The 20,225-nt window shown below is 30.8% G+C and carries 20 protein-coding genes; 8 read left to right on the top strand and 12 right to left on the bottom strand.

Going from position 1 to position 20,225, the window contains the following annotated elements; genetic code table 11:
* Positions 1 to 24 precede the first annotated feature (24 nt).
* Both J2Z42_RS03025 and J2Z42_RS03020 read right to left on the bottom strand, forming a co-directional pair.
* The gene (locus J2Z42_RS03025) at positions 25 to 738 is read right to left on the bottom strand and encodes a TRM11 family SAM-dependent methyltransferase (protein WP_209700895.1); all 714 of its coding nucleotides are present in this window, start codon (positions 736 to 738) and stop codon (positions 25 to 27) included.
* Between the two features lie 345 nt (positions 739 to 1,083).
* Positions 1,084 to 1,455 (bottom strand): DUF3783 domain-containing protein, encoded by a 372-nt coding sequence (locus J2Z42_RS03020; RefSeq protein WP_209700894.1) that lies wholly within the window; start codon positions 1,453 to 1,455, stop codon positions 1,084 to 1,086.
* Between the two features lie 518 nt (positions 1,456 to 1,973).
* Here J2Z42_RS03020 and J2Z42_RS03015 point away from each other — a divergent pair.
* A complete protein-coding gene (locus J2Z42_RS03015; RefSeq protein WP_209700893.1) occupies positions 1,974 to 2,600 on the top strand; it encodes an ECF transporter S component in 627 nt (208 codons plus the stop codon).
* 82 nt (positions 2,601 to 2,682) lie between these two features.
* Here the strand turns inward: J2Z42_RS03015 and J2Z42_RS03010 are convergent, their stop codons facing one another.
* From J2Z42_RS03010 to J2Z42_RS02995, 4 genes are all read right to left on the bottom strand, one after another.
* Entirely contained in the window at positions 2,683 to 4,626 is a 1,944-nt protein-coding gene (locus J2Z42_RS03010) for an ABC transporter permease (RefSeq protein ID WP_209700892.1), read from the bottom strand.
* Positions 4,619 to 5,386: an ABC transporter ATP-binding protein gene (locus tag J2Z42_RS03005; RefSeq protein WP_209700891.1), complete on the bottom strand. Its 768-nt coding sequence runs from the start codon at positions 5,384 to 5,386 to the stop codon at positions 4,619 to 4,621. Before J2Z42_RS03005 ends, J2Z42_RS03010 begins: the two co-directional genes overlap by 8 nt.
* Before the next feature lie 114 nt (positions 5,387 to 5,500).
* Positions 5,501 to 6,514: a sensor histidine kinase gene (locus J2Z42_RS03000; protein WP_209700890.1), complete on the bottom strand. Its 1,014-nt coding sequence runs from the start codon at positions 6,512 to 6,514 to the stop codon at positions 5,501 to 5,503.
* A gap of 1 nt (position 6,515) precedes the next feature.
* A complete protein-coding gene (locus J2Z42_RS02995; protein ID WP_209700889.1) occupies positions 6,516 to 7,187 on the bottom strand; it encodes a response regulator transcription factor in 672 nt (223 codons plus the stop codon).
* A gap of 160 nt (positions 7,188 to 7,347) precedes the next feature.
* Here J2Z42_RS02995 and J2Z42_RS02990 point away from each other — a divergent pair, with 160 nt between their 5' ends.
* Positions 7,348 to 8,388, top strand: a complete 1,041-nt coding sequence (locus J2Z42_RS02990) for a M42 family metallopeptidase (RefSeq protein WP_209700888.1) — start codon at positions 7,348 to 7,350, stop codon at positions 8,386 to 8,388.
* Between the two features lie 102 nt (positions 8,389 to 8,490).
* Here J2Z42_RS02990 and J2Z42_RS02985 read toward each other — a convergent pair whose 3' ends face one another.
* The 5 genes from J2Z42_RS02985 to J2Z42_RS02965 are packed head-to-tail and all read right to left on the bottom strand — an operon-like array spanning position 8,491 to position 13,558.
* On the bottom strand, positions 8,491 to 9,585 hold the full coding sequence (locus J2Z42_RS02985) for an ABC transporter ATP-binding protein (protein WP_209700887.1): 1,095 nt from the start codon (positions 9,583 to 9,585) through the stop codon (positions 8,491 to 8,493).
* 26 nt (positions 9,586 to 9,611) lie between these two features.
* On the bottom strand, positions 9,612 to 10,340 hold the full coding sequence (locus J2Z42_RS02980) for a glycerophosphodiester phosphodiesterase (protein ID WP_209700886.1): 729 nt from the start codon (positions 10,338 to 10,340) through the stop codon (positions 9,612 to 9,614).
* A gap of 33 nt (positions 10,341 to 10,373) precedes the next feature.
* The gene (locus tag J2Z42_RS02975) at positions 10,374 to 11,726 is read right to left on the bottom strand and encodes an ABC transporter substrate-binding protein (protein WP_209700885.1); all 1,353 of its coding nucleotides are present in this window, start codon (positions 11,724 to 11,726) and stop codon (positions 10,374 to 10,376) included.
* Between the two features lie 60 nt (positions 11,727 to 11,786).
* A complete protein-coding gene (locus tag J2Z42_RS02970; protein WP_209700884.1) occupies positions 11,787 to 12,608 on the bottom strand; it encodes a carbohydrate ABC transporter permease in 822 nt (273 codons plus the stop codon).
* A gap of 26 nt (positions 12,609 to 12,634) precedes the next feature.
* Positions 12,635 to 13,558, bottom strand: coding sequence for a carbohydrate ABC transporter permease (locus tag J2Z42_RS02965; RefSeq protein ID WP_209700883.1), 924 nt, complete (start codon positions 13,556 to 13,558; stop codon positions 12,635 to 12,637).
* Between the two features lie 316 nt (positions 13,559 to 13,874).
* Between J2Z42_RS02965 and J2Z42_RS02960 the strand changes: the two genes are divergently transcribed.
* The 3 genes from J2Z42_RS02960 to J2Z42_RS02950 all read left to right on the top strand — a co-directional run bounded on the left by J2Z42_RS02960 (position 13,875) and on the right by J2Z42_RS02950 (position 15,880).
* Entirely contained in the window at positions 13,875 to 14,018 is a 144-nt protein-coding gene (locus J2Z42_RS02960; protein ID WP_209700882.1) for a hypothetical protein, read from the top strand.
* Between the two features lie 314 nt (positions 14,019 to 14,332).
* Complete coding sequence (gene bioB / locus J2Z42_RS02955; protein WP_209701043.1) at positions 14,333 to 15,295, top strand: biotin synthase BioB; 963 nt, start codon at positions 14,333 to 14,335, stop codon at positions 15,293 to 15,295.
* 36 nt (positions 15,296 to 15,331) lie between these two features.
* Positions 15,332 to 15,880 (top strand): biotin transporter BioY, encoded by a 549-nt coding sequence (locus J2Z42_RS02950; RefSeq protein WP_209700881.1) that lies wholly within the window; start codon positions 15,332 to 15,334, stop codon positions 15,878 to 15,880.
* A 133-nt stretch (positions 15,881 to 16,013) separates the two neighbouring features.
* Here J2Z42_RS02950 and J2Z42_RS02945 read toward each other — a convergent pair whose 3' ends face one another.
* Positions 16,014 to 17,300, bottom strand: coding sequence for a lactate racemase domain-containing protein (locus J2Z42_RS02945; RefSeq protein WP_209700880.1), 1,287 nt, complete (start codon positions 17,298 to 17,300; stop codon positions 16,014 to 16,016).
* 282 nt (positions 17,301 to 17,582) lie between these two features.
* Between J2Z42_RS02945 and J2Z42_RS02940 the strand changes: the two genes are divergently transcribed.
* The 3 genes from J2Z42_RS02940 to J2Z42_RS02930 are packed head-to-tail and all read left to right on the top strand — an operon-like array spanning position 17,583 to position 20,162.
* Positions 17,583 to 18,275, top strand: coding sequence for a GTP pyrophosphokinase (locus J2Z42_RS02940; protein WP_209700879.1), 693 nt, complete (start codon positions 17,583 to 17,585; stop codon positions 18,273 to 18,275).
* Complete coding sequence (locus tag J2Z42_RS02935) at positions 18,250 to 18,924, top strand: response regulator transcription factor (protein ID WP_209700878.1); 675 nt, start codon at positions 18,250 to 18,252, stop codon at positions 18,922 to 18,924. The genes J2Z42_RS02940 and J2Z42_RS02935 overlap by 26 nt, the downstream gene beginning before the upstream one ends.
* On the top strand, positions 18,921 to 20,162 hold the full coding sequence (locus tag J2Z42_RS02930; protein ID WP_209700877.1) for a sensor histidine kinase: 1,242 nt from the start codon (positions 18,921 to 18,923) through the stop codon (positions 20,160 to 20,162). Before J2Z42_RS02935 ends, J2Z42_RS02930 begins: the two co-directional genes overlap by 4 nt.
* Positions 20,163 to 20,225 lie beyond the last annotated feature (63 nt).

Raw genomic sequence — 20,225 nt, 5'->3', positions numbered from 1 at the left:
CGTTTGTTCTTATTTAGTAAATTACTATTTCTTTAATACAAAAATATATTCATGAGCTATAAGATAAAAATTTTTCTTTTTACTGATTTCTCTCCACTTTTCTGTTGAAGAACAATTATGTTGTTCCTTTATAATTATTTCTTTTAATTTAAAACCGTTTTTTATAAATATATTCATTACATTAAAAGCTAAAGGTATAATATAACCATTTCTTCTTGTATCTCCTAACATAATACAACAATATGAATCCATTTTTAATACTCTATAACACTCTTTTGCCACACTGCTTATTGCATAATAATAATTTTCTAATGTAAAAAGAGAAATGTCATTTTTATTATCATTACTATATCTTATTATATTTGAATAAGGTGGATGAGTACATATTAAATCTATTGTTTGATCTTTTATATTTTTTAGCTTTCTGGCATCTCCAATTGCAATTATAGACTCTTTATCTATATATGCTAAACTCCTTTTCTTTGATATTTCAATTGCTTTATCATTTATATCTAAACCTATAATTCTCCTTTTTAGTAATAGTGCTTCTATTGCAGTAGTTCCACTACCTAAAAACTGATCTAATACCAAATCATCTTCGTTACTATATCTTAAGATTATATTTCTAGGTACATATGGGCTCCAATTACCAGGATAGTCTCCCTTATGACTTGCCCAATTTCCCCTATTTTTAAAGCTCCATAGAGTGGTTTCTTCCATTTTAAAATCTTTCTCCATAAACAAATCACCTCTATAGAAAGTATTAACTTATTTTTCTTATTTTAACAATAAAATATACATAAAATTAATAATATTTTGAAATAATTCTATATTATTATATTTATTTATTATATTTATATAGATAAATTTAAACATATTTTACACGACGCAGCCGCCTGATCTTATTTTCATTGTTTTACTTACTTTCAAATTTATTTATTACAGTCATATTAATTACTCTTTTTACATAAAATTTCAAATTATACTATTATTTTATAACATATTGGATATTTTTTAAAGAGAAACACAGAGATTTAGCACCTAAATCTCTGTGTTTCTTACATACTACTTTCCAGCAGCACATTATTTATTCAATTGTTCGTGTTCTTTTGCTAATTGCTCATATAACTGTACTGGATTCCATTTTTGGTTATTCTGAGTCAAAACAGCTTTAAGATTGATCCTGACAGCTGACTTTTTCAGAGAAAGCAATAATTGATTTAATTTCATATCTGTAAAGTCTGAAATAAGAAGCATTTCATCGCCAAGTTCAGGCCCCTCATACTTTTCCTCAACAGGATCAATGTCCTTATTACCAACTAAATATCCAATTGGCTGAAGGTAATCCTCCCTGCCTACTTTCTTAATTTTTGCCTTAAGTGGTAATACCGCCTTTATAAATTTGTTATATCGAGTTTTATCCGCAAAATTAAATACTAAAATTGTCGGTTTCATTTGCTCATCCCTTTCATAAAACTTTTATGGCATACAATTAACGCAGTTCCTACATATATAAAAATTGTATAGCAACTTTACATAAATTGCTATACAATTTTATACATTATTCTCTATAGATACATACAATAAATTCTACTATCCCTATATTTCCATAAATTTTGCTTTGCTTGAAGATAATTTTAGTATTAGAAAACTAGTTTAAAATAATTATATTTTCTTAAGTTTATGCTAATCATAAAAATATCTTTACACTTTGGATGATTTAAATTATGAAAATCTGCAAAAGAAATGTGATTTCCTATAAAATCTAATACCATTAAGAATCCTATTTCCTTAGTAGCTACACATCAAATCATATATGCCCTAATTTCTGGAGACCATTCTACTATCTTTTCTTAATTAGCTAAACTTGAGATCTATACAAGCGTACCGATACATTAGTTATATAATCCTTCTAATGCTATAATATCCGTAATGTTTGACAAAATGCCATTTATTACAAGGGGGACATTATAATGAGAAACAAAAATTCAATACTACTCAAATTAATTCAAACTGCATTATTAGCAGCATTATGTTTTGTATCATTTACTTTTCTTCAAATTAAAATTCCGGTGCCAGGAGGAGATGCAACTTCATTACATGTGGGCAATGCCTTTTGTGTACTTGCTGCTTTGCTTCTTGGCGGATGGTATGGCGGACTTGCTGGAGCTATAGGAATGACACTATCGGATGTTTTAGATCCTGTATATATTTTAGGAGCACCTAAAACTTTTGTATTAAAATTGTGTATTGGACTTATAACAGGGTTAATTGCCCATAAATACGCTAAAATAAATGACAGTAATGATAAGGCTTATGTGCTTAAATGGGCCATTATTGCTTCAGCTTGTGGACTTGCATTTAATGTAATTTTTGATCCTATTGCAGGATACTTTTATAAACAGTACATTCTGGGACAACCTCAAAAAGCTGCATTAATTTTAACACAAGTTAATGCAGTTACTACACTTATCAACGCAATAGTATCTATAATATTGGTAGGTTTAATTTATAGTGCCATACTTCCGGTTTTAAAAAAATCAGGATTTTTATTAACAGAAGAAAAGACAATGAAATCAGACAATAAAAATGTCTCTTAATCAGCAAAAACATGGCTTTTACCACTATGAATTGTATATGCTGCAATTCATAGTGGTAATATACATATTGGCGTTTTTTATATTATTCAACAATTTTATAATATACCCTGGCAGTTAATGAAAATACAATTGTATAAATTGCTGCAAAAACAATTATTGTCCCTGCGGTTGAGAGTATAAATAAGTTTACATTTTTCAAGCCTAAAACAGCAAGCATCTTTGTAATTATTGGAAATGCAAACGCAATATGGATTACTGTAAAAACAAGAGGTAGGAAAAATACCATTAGTACTTGACTTCTTATTGTCTTCTTTATTTCTTTTTTGTCCATTCCAACTTTCTGCATAATCTCAAAACGTTCCTTATCTTCATATCCTTCTGATATCTGCTTGTAATAGATAATGAGCACCGTTGCCATTAAAAATAGTGTGCCTAAAAATATGCCTAAGAAGAACAATCCACCATATAAGGAAAGAAATTCTTCCTTACCAGATACAGCACTTTCAGCATTAGCTTTCATTTTATTTTCCACAAATTTTTTATTTAACTTATTAGCTGTGGATAGGATATCTTTATTTGTACTATTAATATTAAAGCCAATTGTGTATTCCTTGAATCCATTTTTTCCTACAGCATCTATATTATTTACAAATATTACATAGGTATCTACTATATCCGTCATAGCATTATTTAAACTAGATACTGGTTTATCCAATCTCTGTTTAACTTTAAAACTTTTATTATCAATATTAATTGTATCACTAGTATAATTTTTTACTTTTGAGAAAAGAATTACTTCATTATCTTGAAGAGTAATATTCTTTCCTTCCAATCTATTATAATCTGAAATAGGAATAACCTCTATCATAGAAATATTTGTCTTTCCTGGATTTTTTTTGACAGATAAAAATTTGCCGTCTTTTTTTACAACTTCCAGACTATTATCAAGATAGTAAAGCTTATCTTTCATATCTATTTTACCGTTTTTTAATCCGGCATTTAAAGTTTGATCCAGTTTTTGTATTTGATTTTTATTAGTTTCTCTAGCAGTTACAACTATATCTCTAGGGTAGCAAAGTTTTAGAAGATCTTCCATACCTGCATATAAAGAAATTGTAGTTGAGAGCATGACAAGCACAGCAGTACTCAAAATACAAATATTTGCAAGTCCTACTGCATTTTGTTTCATTCTGTACATCATACCTGAAACAGATATAAAATGGCCTGTCTTATAGTAAAAGTTCTTCTGTTTCCTGAGAAACTTTAATACTGCAATGCTTCCTGCCGTAAAGAGTGCATAAGTTCCTATCATAACCAGAATAACTGCACCAAAGAACAAGTTAAGCGCAGCAAGAGGTGATTTGACATTTAAAGCTATTCCATATCCGCCGCAAAGAGCTGCCAATCCTATAATAGTCATAATCCATTTTGTTTTTGGCTCTTTTTCCCCCTGCTCGGACCCTTTTAAAAGTTCAATGGGCTTTAATATTTTAATCTGAAATAAATTTGATAATAATGTTGCAAAAAAGATGCTGCAAAAAACAATCAAGGTTTTTATAATAGACGGCACCGAAATAGAAAATCCAAATGTTACTTTAAAATTAAGCATCTTTATCAGAAGAAGAAACATAAGCTTATTTAAAATAATTCCACCAATAAGTCCAACCGTTAAACTGATAGCTGAAGTAAAAATACATTCAAAGCATAGTATTTTTGCAATATGCTTTTTTTCAAGACCAAGCACATTGTACAACCCAATTTCTTTTTTACGCCTTTTAATAAGAAAACTATTTGTATAAAAAAGAAATATAGCTGAAAATATTCCTATTACTATTGTTCCCAAAAAAAGAAGCGTTTTTAGGGTCTCAGAGCCACTAGCTCCATCCAATCCCTTATTTATTGAAATTGCATGCATTATATAAAACATCATAATTGTACATATGCAAGTAAGTATAAATGGAAAATACGTCTTGCTATTCTTTTTGATGTTTATTACTGCTAGTCTCGGATAAAACAGCTTATTCATTTGCCGCACCTCCAGTAGTAATTACTGTAAGTGTATTTGAAATTTTTTCAAACATCTCCTCTTTTGACATTGAACCTCTATAAAGCTGATGAAACACCTCGCCATCTTTTATAAAAAGTACTCTTCCTGCATGGCTTGCTGCCTTGGTACTATGGGTAACCATAACAATTGTCTGCCCTTCATTATTAATCTCTGAAAATAATTTTAAAAGCTGATCTGTTGATTTTGAATCAAGTGCTCCTGTGGGCTCATCTGCTAAAATAAGCTGTGGATCTGTAATTAAAGCCCTGGCAACTGCCGCCCTTTGCTTTTGTCCTCCTGATACCTCATAAGGAAATTTCTCCAGTATATGCTCTATCCCCAATTTCTCTGCAATAGGTTTCAATCTTTTTTCCATTTCTCCATAGGATTTTCTTGATAAAACAAGTGGTAAAAAAATATTATCTTTTAAAGAAAAGGTATCAAGTAAGTTAAAATCTTGAAATACAAAACCTAAATTTTCTCTGCGAAATGCAGTAATTTCGCTTTCTTTAATTGCTACAATATTCTTACCCTGCAGTAAAACTTCACCGCTGGTTGGTTTATCTAAAGATGCCAGTATGTTAAGTAATGTAGTTTTTCCTGATCCCGACTCTCCCATAATTGCTACATATTCACCTTTTTCTACTGAAAAGGTTACATTGCTTAAGGCTTGAACCTGGTTTCCTCCAAATCTTGATGAATATATTTTCTTTAAATTATTTACTTCTAATAACTTCATTTTCTTCCTCCCTGTTCACTTTGACTATACTATAATTATAAAAAAAAGAGAAATGCCTAGCCATAACTTTGGCTTACATTTCTTCTTTAAATCTTACATATTCGTAAGGTTGGATTATTCAATTATAGTTTTCACAGAAGAAAGATTTATCCTTACTGTTGTTCCAACGTTAACCTTAGAGGTAATTGTTATTGTATGAGAAAGCTTGTCTAATATCTTTTTGCAAAGATAAAGCCCTATTCCCGTTGCCTTTTTATCGGCACGTCCATTATATCCAGTAAAACCTTTTTCAAATACCCTTGGTAAATCTTCATCTGCAATACCTACCCCTGTATCTTCAATTACAAGCACCTTCTGTGAAGTATCTTCCATATATATTGATATTTTTCCGCTGCTTGTATACTTTAATGCATTCCATACTATTTGTTCAATTACAAATACCAGCCACTTTTCATCTGTCAGTACAGTACACTCCATTTCTTTTAAATCAAGGGCTATATTTTTTCTAACAAATACATGGGCATACTTTCTAATAACTTGTTTTACAATTTGAAGCAAATTATAGTTTTTAAGCACCAGATCCGATGAATCACTGTCAATTTTCAAGTAACTCAAAACCATTTCAACATACTGCTCAATTTTAAAGGTTTGCTCCAGCAGTTCCTTGTTTTGTTCAGTATACTCACTTTGCAGTATTAATCTCATTGCCGCAATTGGTGTTTTAATTTGATGTGCCCAAAGAGTGTAATAATCTATCATTTCTGTTTGCTTAATATCTGTTTTTGAAATCATTTCCGTAGTTTGCTCATAGAGTGTCTGCAGAATACTTTGATAGTCAGCTTCAATAAAATTATCTGCGGTTGGCATTTTACCTAATCCTATGTTTATCTGCTTTTCAAAAATACATAGTTTATTGTGCTTTTTATAACACTTGATAAAATCATAAACTATGAAAATAACAGCTGCAATAGCTGATAAAAACGAAGCATATAAAACTGGTTCAAGTTCTAAAGAATATAATGAAAATACCACAGCAAAGATTGCAACGAAAATGCTGTCCATTATTATTGTTTTCTTATGTCCTTTAATATACCATAATAGAATCTGTAAAAAATATTTTTCTTTCATATTATTCCACCATATACCCAATACCTTTTTTTGTTTTAATAAAGTCGCAAATGCCAGCATCTAAAAGTTTTTTTCTAAGACGAGTGACATTAACAGTTAAAGTATTATCATCTATATAGCTGTCACTTTCCCAAAGTCTTGTCATAATAGCATCCCTTGGAATTACCTTGCCAACATTTTCAAGTAAAATTTGAAGGATCTTAAATTCATTTTTTGTAAGCTCAATCTTATTATTCTCATATTCAATAGCAGCATTACTTAAGTTTAACACTACACCATTATGCTCAATTATGTCCATCTTCCCACCAAAGGAATATGTCCTTCTTATTAATGCCTGCACTTTTGCCACAAGAATATTTAAATCAAAAGGTTTAGAAATAAAATCATCACCGCCCATATTTACAGCCATAATGATATTCATATTATCAGACATAGAAGAAACAAAAATAATAGGAACCTTTGATATCCTGCGAATTTCGCTGCACCAATGATAACCATTGAAAAATGGCAGTGATATATCCAAAAGTAAAAGATGTGGACCAAACTTAATAAACTCTGCAGTAATGTCTTTAAAGTCAGTTATAAATTCAGTTTCATAATTCCACCCACTCAGACAATTTTTCATTGACTTCGCAATTACCATATCATCTTCAACTATTAAAATTTTATACATATTTTACTCCTATTCAGATTCTTTCCTATTCCTCTTGTAAATTTCTTTTTTCATTATACAATATATTTCTATTGGATACACATAAAACTTTTACATACTTACGCCAATTTATGCTAATCATAATCATAAAAATATCTTTACACTTTGGAGGATTTAAATTATGAACTACGACAAAAATACCATTATAGATAGTTTAAAAACTATTCTTTCTATACCAAGTCCTACAGGATATACCGAATCTGTAATACAATATCTTAAAAATGAACTTAATAAAATGAATATTTTTTATAAAACTACAAATAAAGGTGGACTTATCATATCTTTTCTTGGGAAAAATGATGATTATCAAAGGACTTTTTCAGCCCATGTTGATACATTGGGTGCAATGGTTAAGAGTATAAAAGCAAACGGTGCTCTTTCTCTGCTGCCTATTGGAGGCTATATGATGTCAACACTTGAAGGTGAAAATTGTACCATAGAAACTCTAAATGGTGTGAGTTATTCTGGTACCATTCAAACTACAAAGCCTTCCGTTCATATAAGCGGTGATGATGCTCGTAATCTTAAAAGAACTGCTGAAAATATGGAAGTGATATTGGATGAGAAAGTATTTTCTAAAGCTGATGTAGAGACACTTGACATTGATGTAGGAGATTACATATGCATAGATACAGAAACAACTATCACCCAAAAAGAATTTATTAAAAGCAGATATCTTGATGATAAAGCCAGCGTGTCTGCTGTTATGTATGTAATTAAATATCTTCATGATAACAACATAAAACCTCCCTGCACAACTAACTTTTACATGAGTACTTATGAAGAAGTTGGTCATGGTGCAAGTGCTGCCATTCCACCAAATACTAAAGAATTTATAGCTGTTGATATGGGTACCCCTGGCTGTGAACAAAATTCATCAGAATATGCTGTATGCATCTGCGCTAAGGATTCTTCTGGTCCTTATGATTATAACCTTAGGAAAAAGTTAGTAAATATATGTAAGAAAAATAATATTCCATATAAAATTGATATATATCCTCATTACAGTTCAGATGCTTCTGCTGCACTATCCGCTGGTTGGGATGTTAAAACAGCACTTATAGGTCCAGGTGTTTTTGCATCTCATGGATATGAAAGAACTCATATAGATTCAATATTAGCTGCAGTTGACCTTATAATAAAATACATTAATGAAGCATGAATATTTACAAATATCTTTAATGTGTGCAAAACATAAATGGTCTGTTTCACTAAAAACAGACCATTTCAATCTTAGAAATTGCTTTGTTTGCTTCTTCTATATTTATAGTAAGATATTCAACTTGGTTTTGCTATCAAAAATATGAATTTTATTTAAATCAAATCCTATATTCATAATTTCCCCTGATTTTGCATCACATATGCCATTTACTCTAGCTGTTATATTATTTTCTGCATTTGACAGATAAATATATGTTTCTGCTCCCATTATTTCCGTCATATCAACTTTAAATTGATATCCATTCTTTTCTAAAATACTTATATTTTCAGGTCTTACACCAAGTATAACTTCCTTGCCAACATAATTTTTTGTTTTCAAAATATTTGAAATATCATCCTCTAAAGACAAAGTTTCATTTCCAAATAAAGCCTTAATTTTACCACTATCATCCTTCACAATTTTTGCATTAATAAAATTCATCTGAGGACTTCCTATAAATCCTGCAACGAATATGTTAGCAGGTTTTGTATATATATCCTGAGGTACACCTACCTGCTGTATAATACCATCTTTCATAACTACGATTCTTGTACCAAGTGTCATGGCTTCAACTTGATCATGAGTAACATATATAAAAGTAGTTTTTAATTTCTTGTAAAGCTTTGATATTTCCGTTCTCATCTGTACTCTTAATTTTGCATCCAAATTTGATAATGGCTCATCCATCAAAAATATTTTAGGATTTCTAACTATGGCACGTCCCATAGCAACTCTCTGTCTCTGACCACCAGATAGCTCTTTAGGTTTTCTATCAAGAAGTTGTTCTATATTCAATATTTTAGCTGCTTCTTTAACCTTTTTATCTATGTCAGCTTTAGAAAGTTTTCTCAATTTAAGTCCAAATGCCATATTATCATATACTGTCATATGAGGATAAAGTGCATAATTTTGAAATACCATAGCAATATCCCTATCTTTAGAAGATATATCATTTACACAAGTATCACCTATATAAACATCTCCGCTCGTTATATCTTCAAGTCCAGCAATAGTTCTTAGTACTGTAGATTTTCCACAGCCCGATGGACCTACAAGTACAATAAATTCCTTATCTCCTATATTTAAATTAAAATCCTTAACAGCTTGAAAATCATCCGAATAATTTTTACATATATGTCTTAAAGATACATCTGACATTTTCAATCACTCCCATTAAATATTGATTATCTAACTAATTTTCCGAGCACATCAGGGTAATTTGTTATAATTCCATCTATGCCTAATTGTATAAGTTTCTCCATATCTTTTTCTTCATTTACTGTATAGGTATTTATAGCTATACCCTGTTTTTTGATATTATCCACTACAGTTTTATTCATAACAGCCGGGAAATATGGGTGGAGAGCATCCGACCCAACCATTTTTGCATATTCCTCAGCCTTATAAAGTACAGCTTCATATAAAAGTCCTGTTTTTATGCTGATGTCTATATCTTTCACCTTTACCATAGCATAATGATTAAAAGATGATAGTATAACTTTATCTTTCATTCCATACTCATATATTTTCTCTACAACTTTTTCCTCAAGATTTTTATAATGAATCATATCATTTTTAAGCTCAATATTCACAAGTATGTTTTTATCTTTAACATAATCTAAAAACTCGTCTATATCAGGTATAGCTTCCCCTTTAAATCTTTCTCCAAATTTTAAACCAGCATCTAATTTTTTTATCTCATCATAAGTAAAATCTTTGATAAAGCCCTGCCCGTTTGTGGTTCTATCCAGCTTTTCATCATGACATATAACAATAGCCCCATCTTTTGTCATATGCACATCCGTTTCAATCCCATCACTTCCAATTTCAACTGCCTTTTTAAAAGCTATCATAGTGTTTTCAGGATACTTTCCGCTAAAACCTCTATGTGCAATATTTAAACTTTTGGTCATGCTCTATATCTCCTTATAATTTTATTTAAACTCTTATTTTTTATTTGCATCATTATATTTTTTAATTGATTCATTTATGCTGTCTGCAGCATTTTTCAATGTCTGATCTGGAGTTTGCTTGTTTTGAAGCATCTGTTCTATATTAGTTTCAACAATCTGTCTTGCTTCAGGGAATACTGACATAAGTGCTCCTTTTGCAGTTTTTGGTGATGCATGAAGCTGGTCTATAGCAGTTTGGAATTGTGGTTTTTTCTTTAAATTGTCTTTCATAAGCTGAACATCATAAGCTTTCTTTGTTACAGGGAAATATCCTGTCTGTGAAGCCCAGTAAGCCTGCTCCTCTGGTGATACCATGTATTTCATAAATTCCCATACTGCCTTTTCCTTTGCTGTATCTTTGCTGTCAAGTGCCCATAATGAAGCTCCTCCAATTGAAACGCCGCCATTTTGTGTGCCATCAAAAGATGGGAGATACGCAGTTCCTACATCAAATTTTCCACCGACTCCTTTTAACACTGCCGATAAATCTGCTGTAGATTCAATGTACATTGCTGTTTTTCCTGCTATAAATGCGTTTTCCGTATCATCTTCATTTCTTCCAAAATTACCTGCATTTCCGGAATCAACTATCTTTTTCCATTCATTTAATACCTTAAGTCCTGCACCATTTTTATCAAATTCAACTGCTGTAGGAGCTTTTTCTCTTCCATTACCATTGTTTGCATAATTTTGTCCCTGTTTAACTATAAATTGTTCAAAAAACCATCCATATATGGCCATTGAATATCCATACTGAGTTACTTTTCCAGATCCATCTTTCTTAGTTAACTTTGCAATTGCTTGTTCAAGCTCAGAAAATGTCTTTGGTGGATTATTCGGATCTAATCCTGCTGCTTTAAATTCATTTTTATTATAGTACATTATAGGAGTTGATGAATTAAAAGGCATAGAATTAAGTTTATTATTAACCGTGTAATAACTTAATATGTTTGGCTCTAAACTTGAAGTATCATATTTATCCTGGTCTATAAATTTTTGAACAGGTACTGTCCAGCCACTATCTATCATAAATCTTGTACCTATATCATATACCTGCATGACATCAGGTCCATTTTTTGCTCTTTCAGCACTCTTTAATTTATTTATTGCATCATCATATTTACCTTGAAATTGAGCATTAACCTTTATATTTTTATGTGAACTGTTGAAATCATTCACCATTTTAGTAAGTGCTTGACCATTTTTTCCTGCCATTGAGTGCCAGAATGTAATTTGTACTGGCTTTCCATTTTCTCCAGATGACTTGCTCGTATTATTTCCACATCCGGTAAAAATACCTCCTATTAAAAGTGATGTTAAAAGTGCACTTATAATCTTTTTCTTCATTAATTTTCTCCTCTCAAAGCTTATTTTTATTATAATTAATGCTGTATTATATAATTAAATTTAGCCTTTAACTGCACCAGATGTCATACCTTCTATAAGCTGTTTTTGACCAAATATAAATATTAAGATTGATGGCAAAAGTACCATTACAATACCTGCCATTATAAGTCCAAAAGACTGATTCTCAGAAAATTGCAGCATACTTATACCTATTTGCACTGTTCTTGAGCTATCTTTACTAGTAACAAGAAGCGGCCACAAATATTGATTCCATGTAACCAAAAATGTGTAAATTCCAAGAGAACCTACCATAGGTTTTGACATTGGAAATACTATTTTGGTAAAAAATTTAAAATTATTGCAGCCATCTATTTTAGCAGCCTCATAAAGTTCTTTAGGAAGAGTGAGATAGTACTGCCTCATCATAAATATTCCCATGGCGGAACTCAAATAAGGTATAATAAGCGATTTATAACTGTCAAGCCACCCAAAAGAACCAACAGTTAAATAATTTGATATCATAATAGATTCACCAGGAATCATCATGGTAGCAAGCATTAGTATAAATAATATTTTTTTACTTCTGAAATTGAAAAATGAAAATGCGAAAGCTGCTGTACATGAAGTAATAATCTGCCCTATAGTTACTGCTGAGGAAACTACAAAACTATTTATTATAAATTTTATTATAGGTGCCGTATTCAATGCTTCTATATAATTTTGAAAATATATTCTCCCAGGTATCAACTTAGGTGGATAGGAGAATATTTGTTCTGGTGGCATTAAGCTAATGTCCAGTGCATATAAAATAGGTGCTATAGCTATCAATCCAAGCACTATATTTAGAACATAAAGAACTGCTTTATTCATGTTTTTTCTCATATATCTATTCCTTTCTATTTTAATTTTTATTTATAAAATACTTTTTTCTTTTCATATCTAAATTGCAAAAGAGTTATAACCAGCATAAGCAAAAATAAAATTACCGACTCTGCACTTGCCATGCCAAATCTATTGTTGAAAAACGCATCCCTATAAATGGAATACACAAGCACATTAGTAGCTTCTGCCGGTCCTCCAAGTGTCATTATATTTATTTGTCCAAAAGTTTGAAAACCATTTATGATATTTATTACGAGAACAAAGAAAAGTGTAGGTGAAAGACATGGTAGTATTACACTTTTAAGACACTGGAAATAATTTGCCCCATCTATAGATGCGCTTTCTTTTAACTCTTTAGGAATGTTTTGAAGTCCTGCCGTTATAAATATGAAGTTTACACATATATTAAGCCATATGGCAACTATTGAAACTGCCATGAATCCCCAAAATGGTTGAGTAAGCCACCCTATATTTTTCTTTAATATAAAATTTACAAGTCCTATGCCTGGATTAAATAAAAGCATCCATATTATAGCTGCTGATGCAGAAGATACCGCCATAGGCATCGCATACATTGTGCTAAATATACCTTTAAATTTTAATTTTGTATTACAGATAAGTGCCAGCATCAAGCCAATTATTATAGATGGTATTGTAGTTACTAAAACAAACTTAAAAGTAACAATTATGCTATTTATAAAAGAGTGTGATTTAAATAAATCTATATAATTTGATAGTCCTGCAAAAGAACTCATTTCTCCCTGTGCATTAGTGTTGTATAAACTCAAATATATAGTTTTAAAAAATGGGAAATATGTGAAACCTATAAATATAATTAGACAAGGAACAATATAAAAATATGGTTCTAATAAATTTATCAGTTTCTTTTTTTTCTTTTTTTGAAAAACTTCTTCTTTACTTACCCGCAGCTGTTCTACCGTTTTTTCCATCTTAATAAATACCTCCATCACTTTTTGTTTACTTTTTAAATTCTACTCCAGATAAATTAATTTAAATTTATGTACACGTTAAGAATAATTTACCTAACCTCACTTTTGTTAACAATAAACAATCATCCAATATCTAAATCAAATTGCATAAATATTTAAAAAAGTGTTCACAAAATAGAAGTAATTTAATATAATATATGTAAGGAAGATATTAGAAACAGTTATGATATTAGCTTTCTGTAAACGTATACTTAGCCAAGACTTAATAATCTTAAAATGTTTATTAAAATATAAAATTATATAGGAGGGATATACTATGGCAAACTTAAAATCTTTAAATCAAGAATCAAATAAACTCAATGATAAATCCAAAGAAGAAAGTAACCTATTTACTGTATTTTTAGTTCTAGCTGCATTTATTCCTATGGCTATATTAATTATATTATTCACATTTTTTTAATTGATAAACAAGTATTTTATTTTGTTTATCAAATGAAAAAGGCAGTTATGCCTTTTTTATTGAGTCTGCATAAATATTAAGCATCATGCTTTTAAAGCTCTTTCCTTTCTTTGTCATTTTCTAAATTATGATATTAAAGTATTTATATTGTTAATCATTATTCTAAAAATGGTTGACAATACTCTTATGTTCATATATACTTCAATATATATCAAGCACTATTTTTGATAATTTATAATAACAACGTCCATGTAGTTTTAATTAAACTCAGGATGTTCTATTTACATTCAAGTATTTATATGGGGGCATTTAATATGAAAGTAAAAGATTTAGCAAAAGAAATTATTGCAGGCAGACGTTTAAAAAGAGGAGAAGATTTCAGTTTCTTTTTAACTGCAGCTGAGGATGAACTGCTTGAAGGTGCAAATATGATTCGTGAAACATTATGTGGCAATAAAGTTGACCTTTGCACCATTATAAATGGCCGCAGTGGTCGCTGCAGTGAAAACTGCAAATTTTGTGCCCAGTCCGCTCATCATCACACTGGAATTAAAGAATATGAATTTTTAGATCCAGATGTAATTTTAGAAGATTGTAAGAGAAACGAAACAAGCGGCGTACACCGATATTCTATTGTTACTGCCGGCAGATCCTTAACAGGCAAGGATTTTGATAAGGCTATTGAAGCATACAAAAAAATGCATGAGGAATGCGACATTAATCTTTGTGCCTCTCATGGTCTTTTAACTGAAGAAGAATTTATTCGTTTAAAAAATTCTGGAGTTTCAATGTATCATGCAAATATAGAAACTTCCAGGCGCAACTTTCCTAATGTTTGCAGCACTCATACATATGAAGATAAAATTCAAGAAATCAAGCTTGCAAAGAAAGTAGGTCTTAAAGTTTGCTCCGGAGGTATCATTGGTATGGGAGAAACCTGGAATGATCGCATCGATATGGCTGTAAGCCTGTCAGAATTACAAGTAACTTCTATTCCTGTCAATGTACTTCTTCCTATTAAAGGGACAGCCTATGAAAATTTAAAACCTATCTCTGAAGATGATATTTTAAAAACTATTGCCATCTTTCGTTATATCAATCCTACTGCATATATTCGTATGGCAGCAGGTAGAAACTACTTTAAAAATGGTGGCTCAAAGATATTCCTATCAGGTGCTAATGCTACAATCACCGGTGATATGCTTACAACTATAGGAAATAACACTAAACAGGATAAAGAAATGTTGACCAATCTAGGCTTTGATATTTCAAAATAACATTTAATATTAACAAAATTAAAATGGAGGAAAATTATGAAAAAGAAATCTAATATCTATCAAATGGCAATTATCGGTGTCATGGCTGCAGTCATCTGTGTTCTTGGACCTTTATCAATTCCCATTGGCGTGGTGCCAATTTCTTTCACAAACCTAGCAATATATTTTGCACTTTACACACTTGGCATGAAAAAAGGCACTGTCAGCTACATAGTATATATGTTAGTTGGTTTTGTTGGCATTCCGGTGTTTTCCGGTTTTACTGGAGGTCCTTCTAAACTCCTGGGACCAACCGGTGGATACCTTATCGGATTTATCTTTATGGCAGTAATTACAGGATTTTTCATCGATACTTTTTTTGACAAATGGTATTTATGCTTTATAGGTATGGTACTAGGTACCATTGTGTGCTGTACCTTTGGTACTATCTGGTTGTCATATCAAACTCATATATCAGCAAGTGCAGCTATTGCTATTGGTGTAATTCCTTTTATACCTGGAGACCTTGCTAAAATGCTAATTGTCATTTTAATAGGTCCTCAAATTCGCAGGAGACTAATTAAAGCTAATTTATTTCTAGCTTAATTAACCTAAGCCAGTATATTATAATCAATTATCAATTCTGCAAATTTAAAATTTAACATTTAAAGTATTCTTATTAAAATAAAAAATAGTAGCCGCTCTGACAATTGGCAGCTACTATTTTTATTTATGAATTTTAAACTAGTCTTGGAAGCGTATTTGCTCCATTATACATAAGGCTAATTGTACGATTTTTATCTCCATCATATGCAATTTCAAGTGCCTCTTCTAATGTTTTAGACAAAATAATTTTCGTCTTTTTAAGTAAATCAGGGTTAATTTCAGAAACTAAAATCAATTTACACTTTTCAGCTATATCACAGAAAAAATATCCAACATATTTTGAAATAGTATACCTTTCTCTAAGTTCTTTTTCCCTATCAAGCATATTATCATAATTTAGTATCATATCCTTAATATCTTTAATTTCTCCAATACCTTCGCTGCACTGTGTAAGAATTATCATTGTGCCGCCATCCACCATTGCTTCTTTTGCATTCATTAAAGTTTTTATAGATTGATAAAGATTTATATCTTTAGGATATCCACCTGCAGTAGCAATAACTATATCCGCTTTCTTTTTTATATTAACACCATCTATATTATCTACTAATTTTCTTCCTGCTGCATGAGCTGTTATATAATTTCCTGCAACTGCATTGGCTATATTGCCATCTGGTCCCATTATTACATTAAACATGAATGAAGGCTTTACCATGGCAGCTGCCTGCATCATATCATCATGTACAATATTTCCTTCAACATTTCCTGAACGTACATTATCTCTCATTCCACTTCCAAGTCCCTCATTTAAAGAAAGTGAATGATTCATCGATATAGTCTTGAATGATGAAATACCAGGAAGGATAGATTTTTTACCTCCCGACCAACCAACAAGAAAATGATAAATAATAGCTCCGGTAAGTACTACATGGTCACACTCAACAGCTTTTTTGTTTACTATAATAGGTGTTCCATGGCTTGTATCGCCCAAGTGTACCATACCCTTTTCATCAAAACAATCATGATCATAAACTTTGAACCTTTTTGATAGTTCTCCCCCAAGAAGTTTCTCATGTTCTTCTTTCGTTTGTTTTCTATGAGTACCTAAAGCAGATAGAAATGTGATATCCTCATCCTTAACTCCACCTGCATTTAGTTCCTCAACAATTTTATACAAAAATTTGTACGGCTTTTGCCAGCTTCTTGTGACATCAGAAATTATTACGCAAACTGTTTCACCCTCATTCACTATATCCTTGAGCCTCTTGCTATCAATAGGATTATGAAGTGCATCCGATATAATTTCATCTTCTGTCTTGTCCTGTTTAACAGTATTGCTTCTTATTACCTCCATCACATTTTTTTCTTCAATTAAAGCCTTCATGGTACCTCGACCATATTTCATTTCAATTTCTTTCATTTGTAAAGCCCCCTAATGACTGATTCATTAATATTTATAAATATATATTTAAAATTTTACAAAATTGCCCCATTTGTTTCTTAATATAATACAATATAAAGTCATATTTAGTCAACACTAACCTTTCATGCTACTATTAAAATCACTACCTAATTTAAGCTTTTCCAGTTCATATGATAAATTATTTATTAACATCATTCAATTTTAACCTATATTTAAGGTTACACTGCTATTTTTATATCAAAAGCTAAAAACAATTACTTTAGCGAGGAGGAATACTTAATGCAGCAATCTAAATGTGACATTAAATATGAAACACTGTCACCTGAACATAAATTTTATAAAGAATCTTATATCCTCTTAGAGGGAGCTATTAATGAAGTTATTTCAAGATTGAATATTATTCAAAAATATAGAGTAACACAACAATTTAAAGACCCAATTGAGCATTATAAAACAAGAATTAAATCAGCTAATAGTATGAAGGAAAAATTGAGGCGAAAAAATTTGCCTGTTACAGTAGAGAGTGCTTTAAATAAAATCCATGATGCGGCCGGTATACGTGTTATTTGTCCATTCTTAGACGATATTTACTGGATTGTAAAGATGTTAAAAAATCAGCAGGATATTAATGTTATTAAGGAAAAAGATTATATTCACAATCCAAAACCAAATGGCTATCGCAGTTATCATATGATTTTACAAGTACCAGTACATTTAGAAAATCAAGTTAAATTGGTATACTGTGAGGTTCAAATACGTACCATTGCAATGGACTCATGGGCAAGTCTGGAACATCAATTAAAATACAAAAAAAACATTCCTAATGACAAAACGATTGTTGAAGAATTAAAGCGATGTGCAGATGAAATTGCTTCAACAGATTTAAATTTGCAGACTATTTCCGATATGATAAAAGAAATGCAATATGAGGATGGAGTAGATATATATGAAAATTTTACTTGCAGAAGATGAAAAAGAATTGTCGAATGCCTTGGTTGCCATTTTAAAACACAGCAGTTATTCAGTGGATCCCGTGTATGATGGAGCAGCTGCATTAGAATATGGATTATCAAAAAATTATGATGCGATTATTTTAGATATTATGATGCCAAAAATGAATGGACTTGAAGTACTAAAAACATTAAGGGAAAAAGGACTATATACGCCAATCTTGATGCTTACTGCAAAGACTGAAATTGAAGATAGAATACTTGGACTAGATACAGGAGCAGATGATTACTTAAGCAAGCCTTTTGCTATGGGAGAGTTGTTAGCTAGAGTTCATGCCATCACAAGACGAAAGTCTGAATTTACACCAAACCTAATTAAAGTAGGCAATATTAGTCTTAACAAAGAAAACTATGAATTATCAAATGAAAAATCCTCTCTAAGACTTGGAAACAAAGAATTTCAAATGCTTGAGATGCTAATGAATAACCCAAAATGTTTGATTTCCACAGAACAATTCATGGAACGAATTTGGAAGCATAGTGCTGAAGATGAAAACAATGTAGTATGGATATATATTTCCTATCTGCGTAAAAAATTAGCATCCTTGAACGCTAATATAAAAATTGAGAGGGAAGGTGATATTGGTTATACATTGGAGGAGATTAAATGATTAAAAAATTACAAAGAAAATTCATTATGATTACAATGAGTTCTCTAGCTTTAGTAGTATTGATTCTACTCGGTTCGATTAATGCAGTTAACATTTACCAGATGAATCGTAAAGTAAATGGTGCCATTAATATTCTTTCAGAAAATCATGGAAAATTTCCAATATATAAAAAAGGCAAGCCACCATCCGGTGAACGAAAATTTGGTTTTCAAATGAATGAGGAAACACCTTTTGAAACACGATATTTTGTAGTAAAAATCAATGAAGACAATACTATTCAAGAAATTGATACAGCCCATATTGCTGCTGTTTCTTCAAAGGATGCAGCAGAGTATGCCAATAAAGTACTAAACAGTGGTAAAAACAGTGGTAAAAATAGTGGATATAAAGACATTTATAAATATACAATAATAACTAAGCCAAATGGTTATATGATTGTTTTCATGGATTGTAGAAGTCAAATTCAGATGGCTACTTTATTTCTACTAACTTCATGTGGAATTGCAATAATAACTCTTTTGCTCATGTTTATTCTTGTATCAATTTTTTCTAAAAAAGCAATTAATCCAATTATCGAAAGTATGGAGAAGCAAAAAAGGTTCATTACAGATGCAGGACATGAGATTAAAACTCCACTTGCCATTATTTCAGCTAATGCAGATGTGCTTGAGCTAACTCACGGCAAAAATGAATGGATTACAAGCACTCGAAATCAGATCATTCGTCTTGATAAGCTTGTAAAAAATCTACTTACTCTTTCAAAAATGGATGAGGGCAATATTAAATTGGTATTTACTGATTTTGATTTAAGTGATGCAGTTTTTAAAACAACAAATCCATTTGAGGCCATTGCAAAAACACAGAATAAAAAGTTTCTAATGGATATTAAACCAGGACTTAAATTACATGGAGATGAGAATAGTATCAATCAACTTATTTCTACCCTCGTTGACAATGCCATAAAATATTCTAATGATGAGGGAACCATTAAAATTTCTTTGTCTGCTGCAAAAAAAGGAATAAAACTAGAAGTGTATAATACAGCAGATGAGATTGATAGAGAAAACTTAGACAAGTTATTTGACAGATTTTATCGTTCGGACTCCTCAAGATCCAGAGAAACTGGTGGATATGGAATAGGACTTTCCATTGCCAAATCTATTGTACAAGCTCATCACGGAAAGATTTCAGTCAAAAGTGATGATGGAAAGTCAATTTGTTTTACTATTATAATCTAGTTAAAGTATCTAAGTGTTTTAAAAGTAAAAAATGTGCCTTAGGAACACATATTTTTATATATG

The sequence above is a fragment of the Clostridium algifaecis genome (assembly GCF_017874415.1).
Classification (GTDB): Bacteria; Bacillota; Clostridia; order Clostridiales; family Clostridiaceae; genus Clostridium_B; species Clostridium_B algifaecis.
The sequence above is the reverse complement of the archived record's forward strand: the minus strand, read 5'-3'. Positions and strand labels throughout refer to the sequence as shown.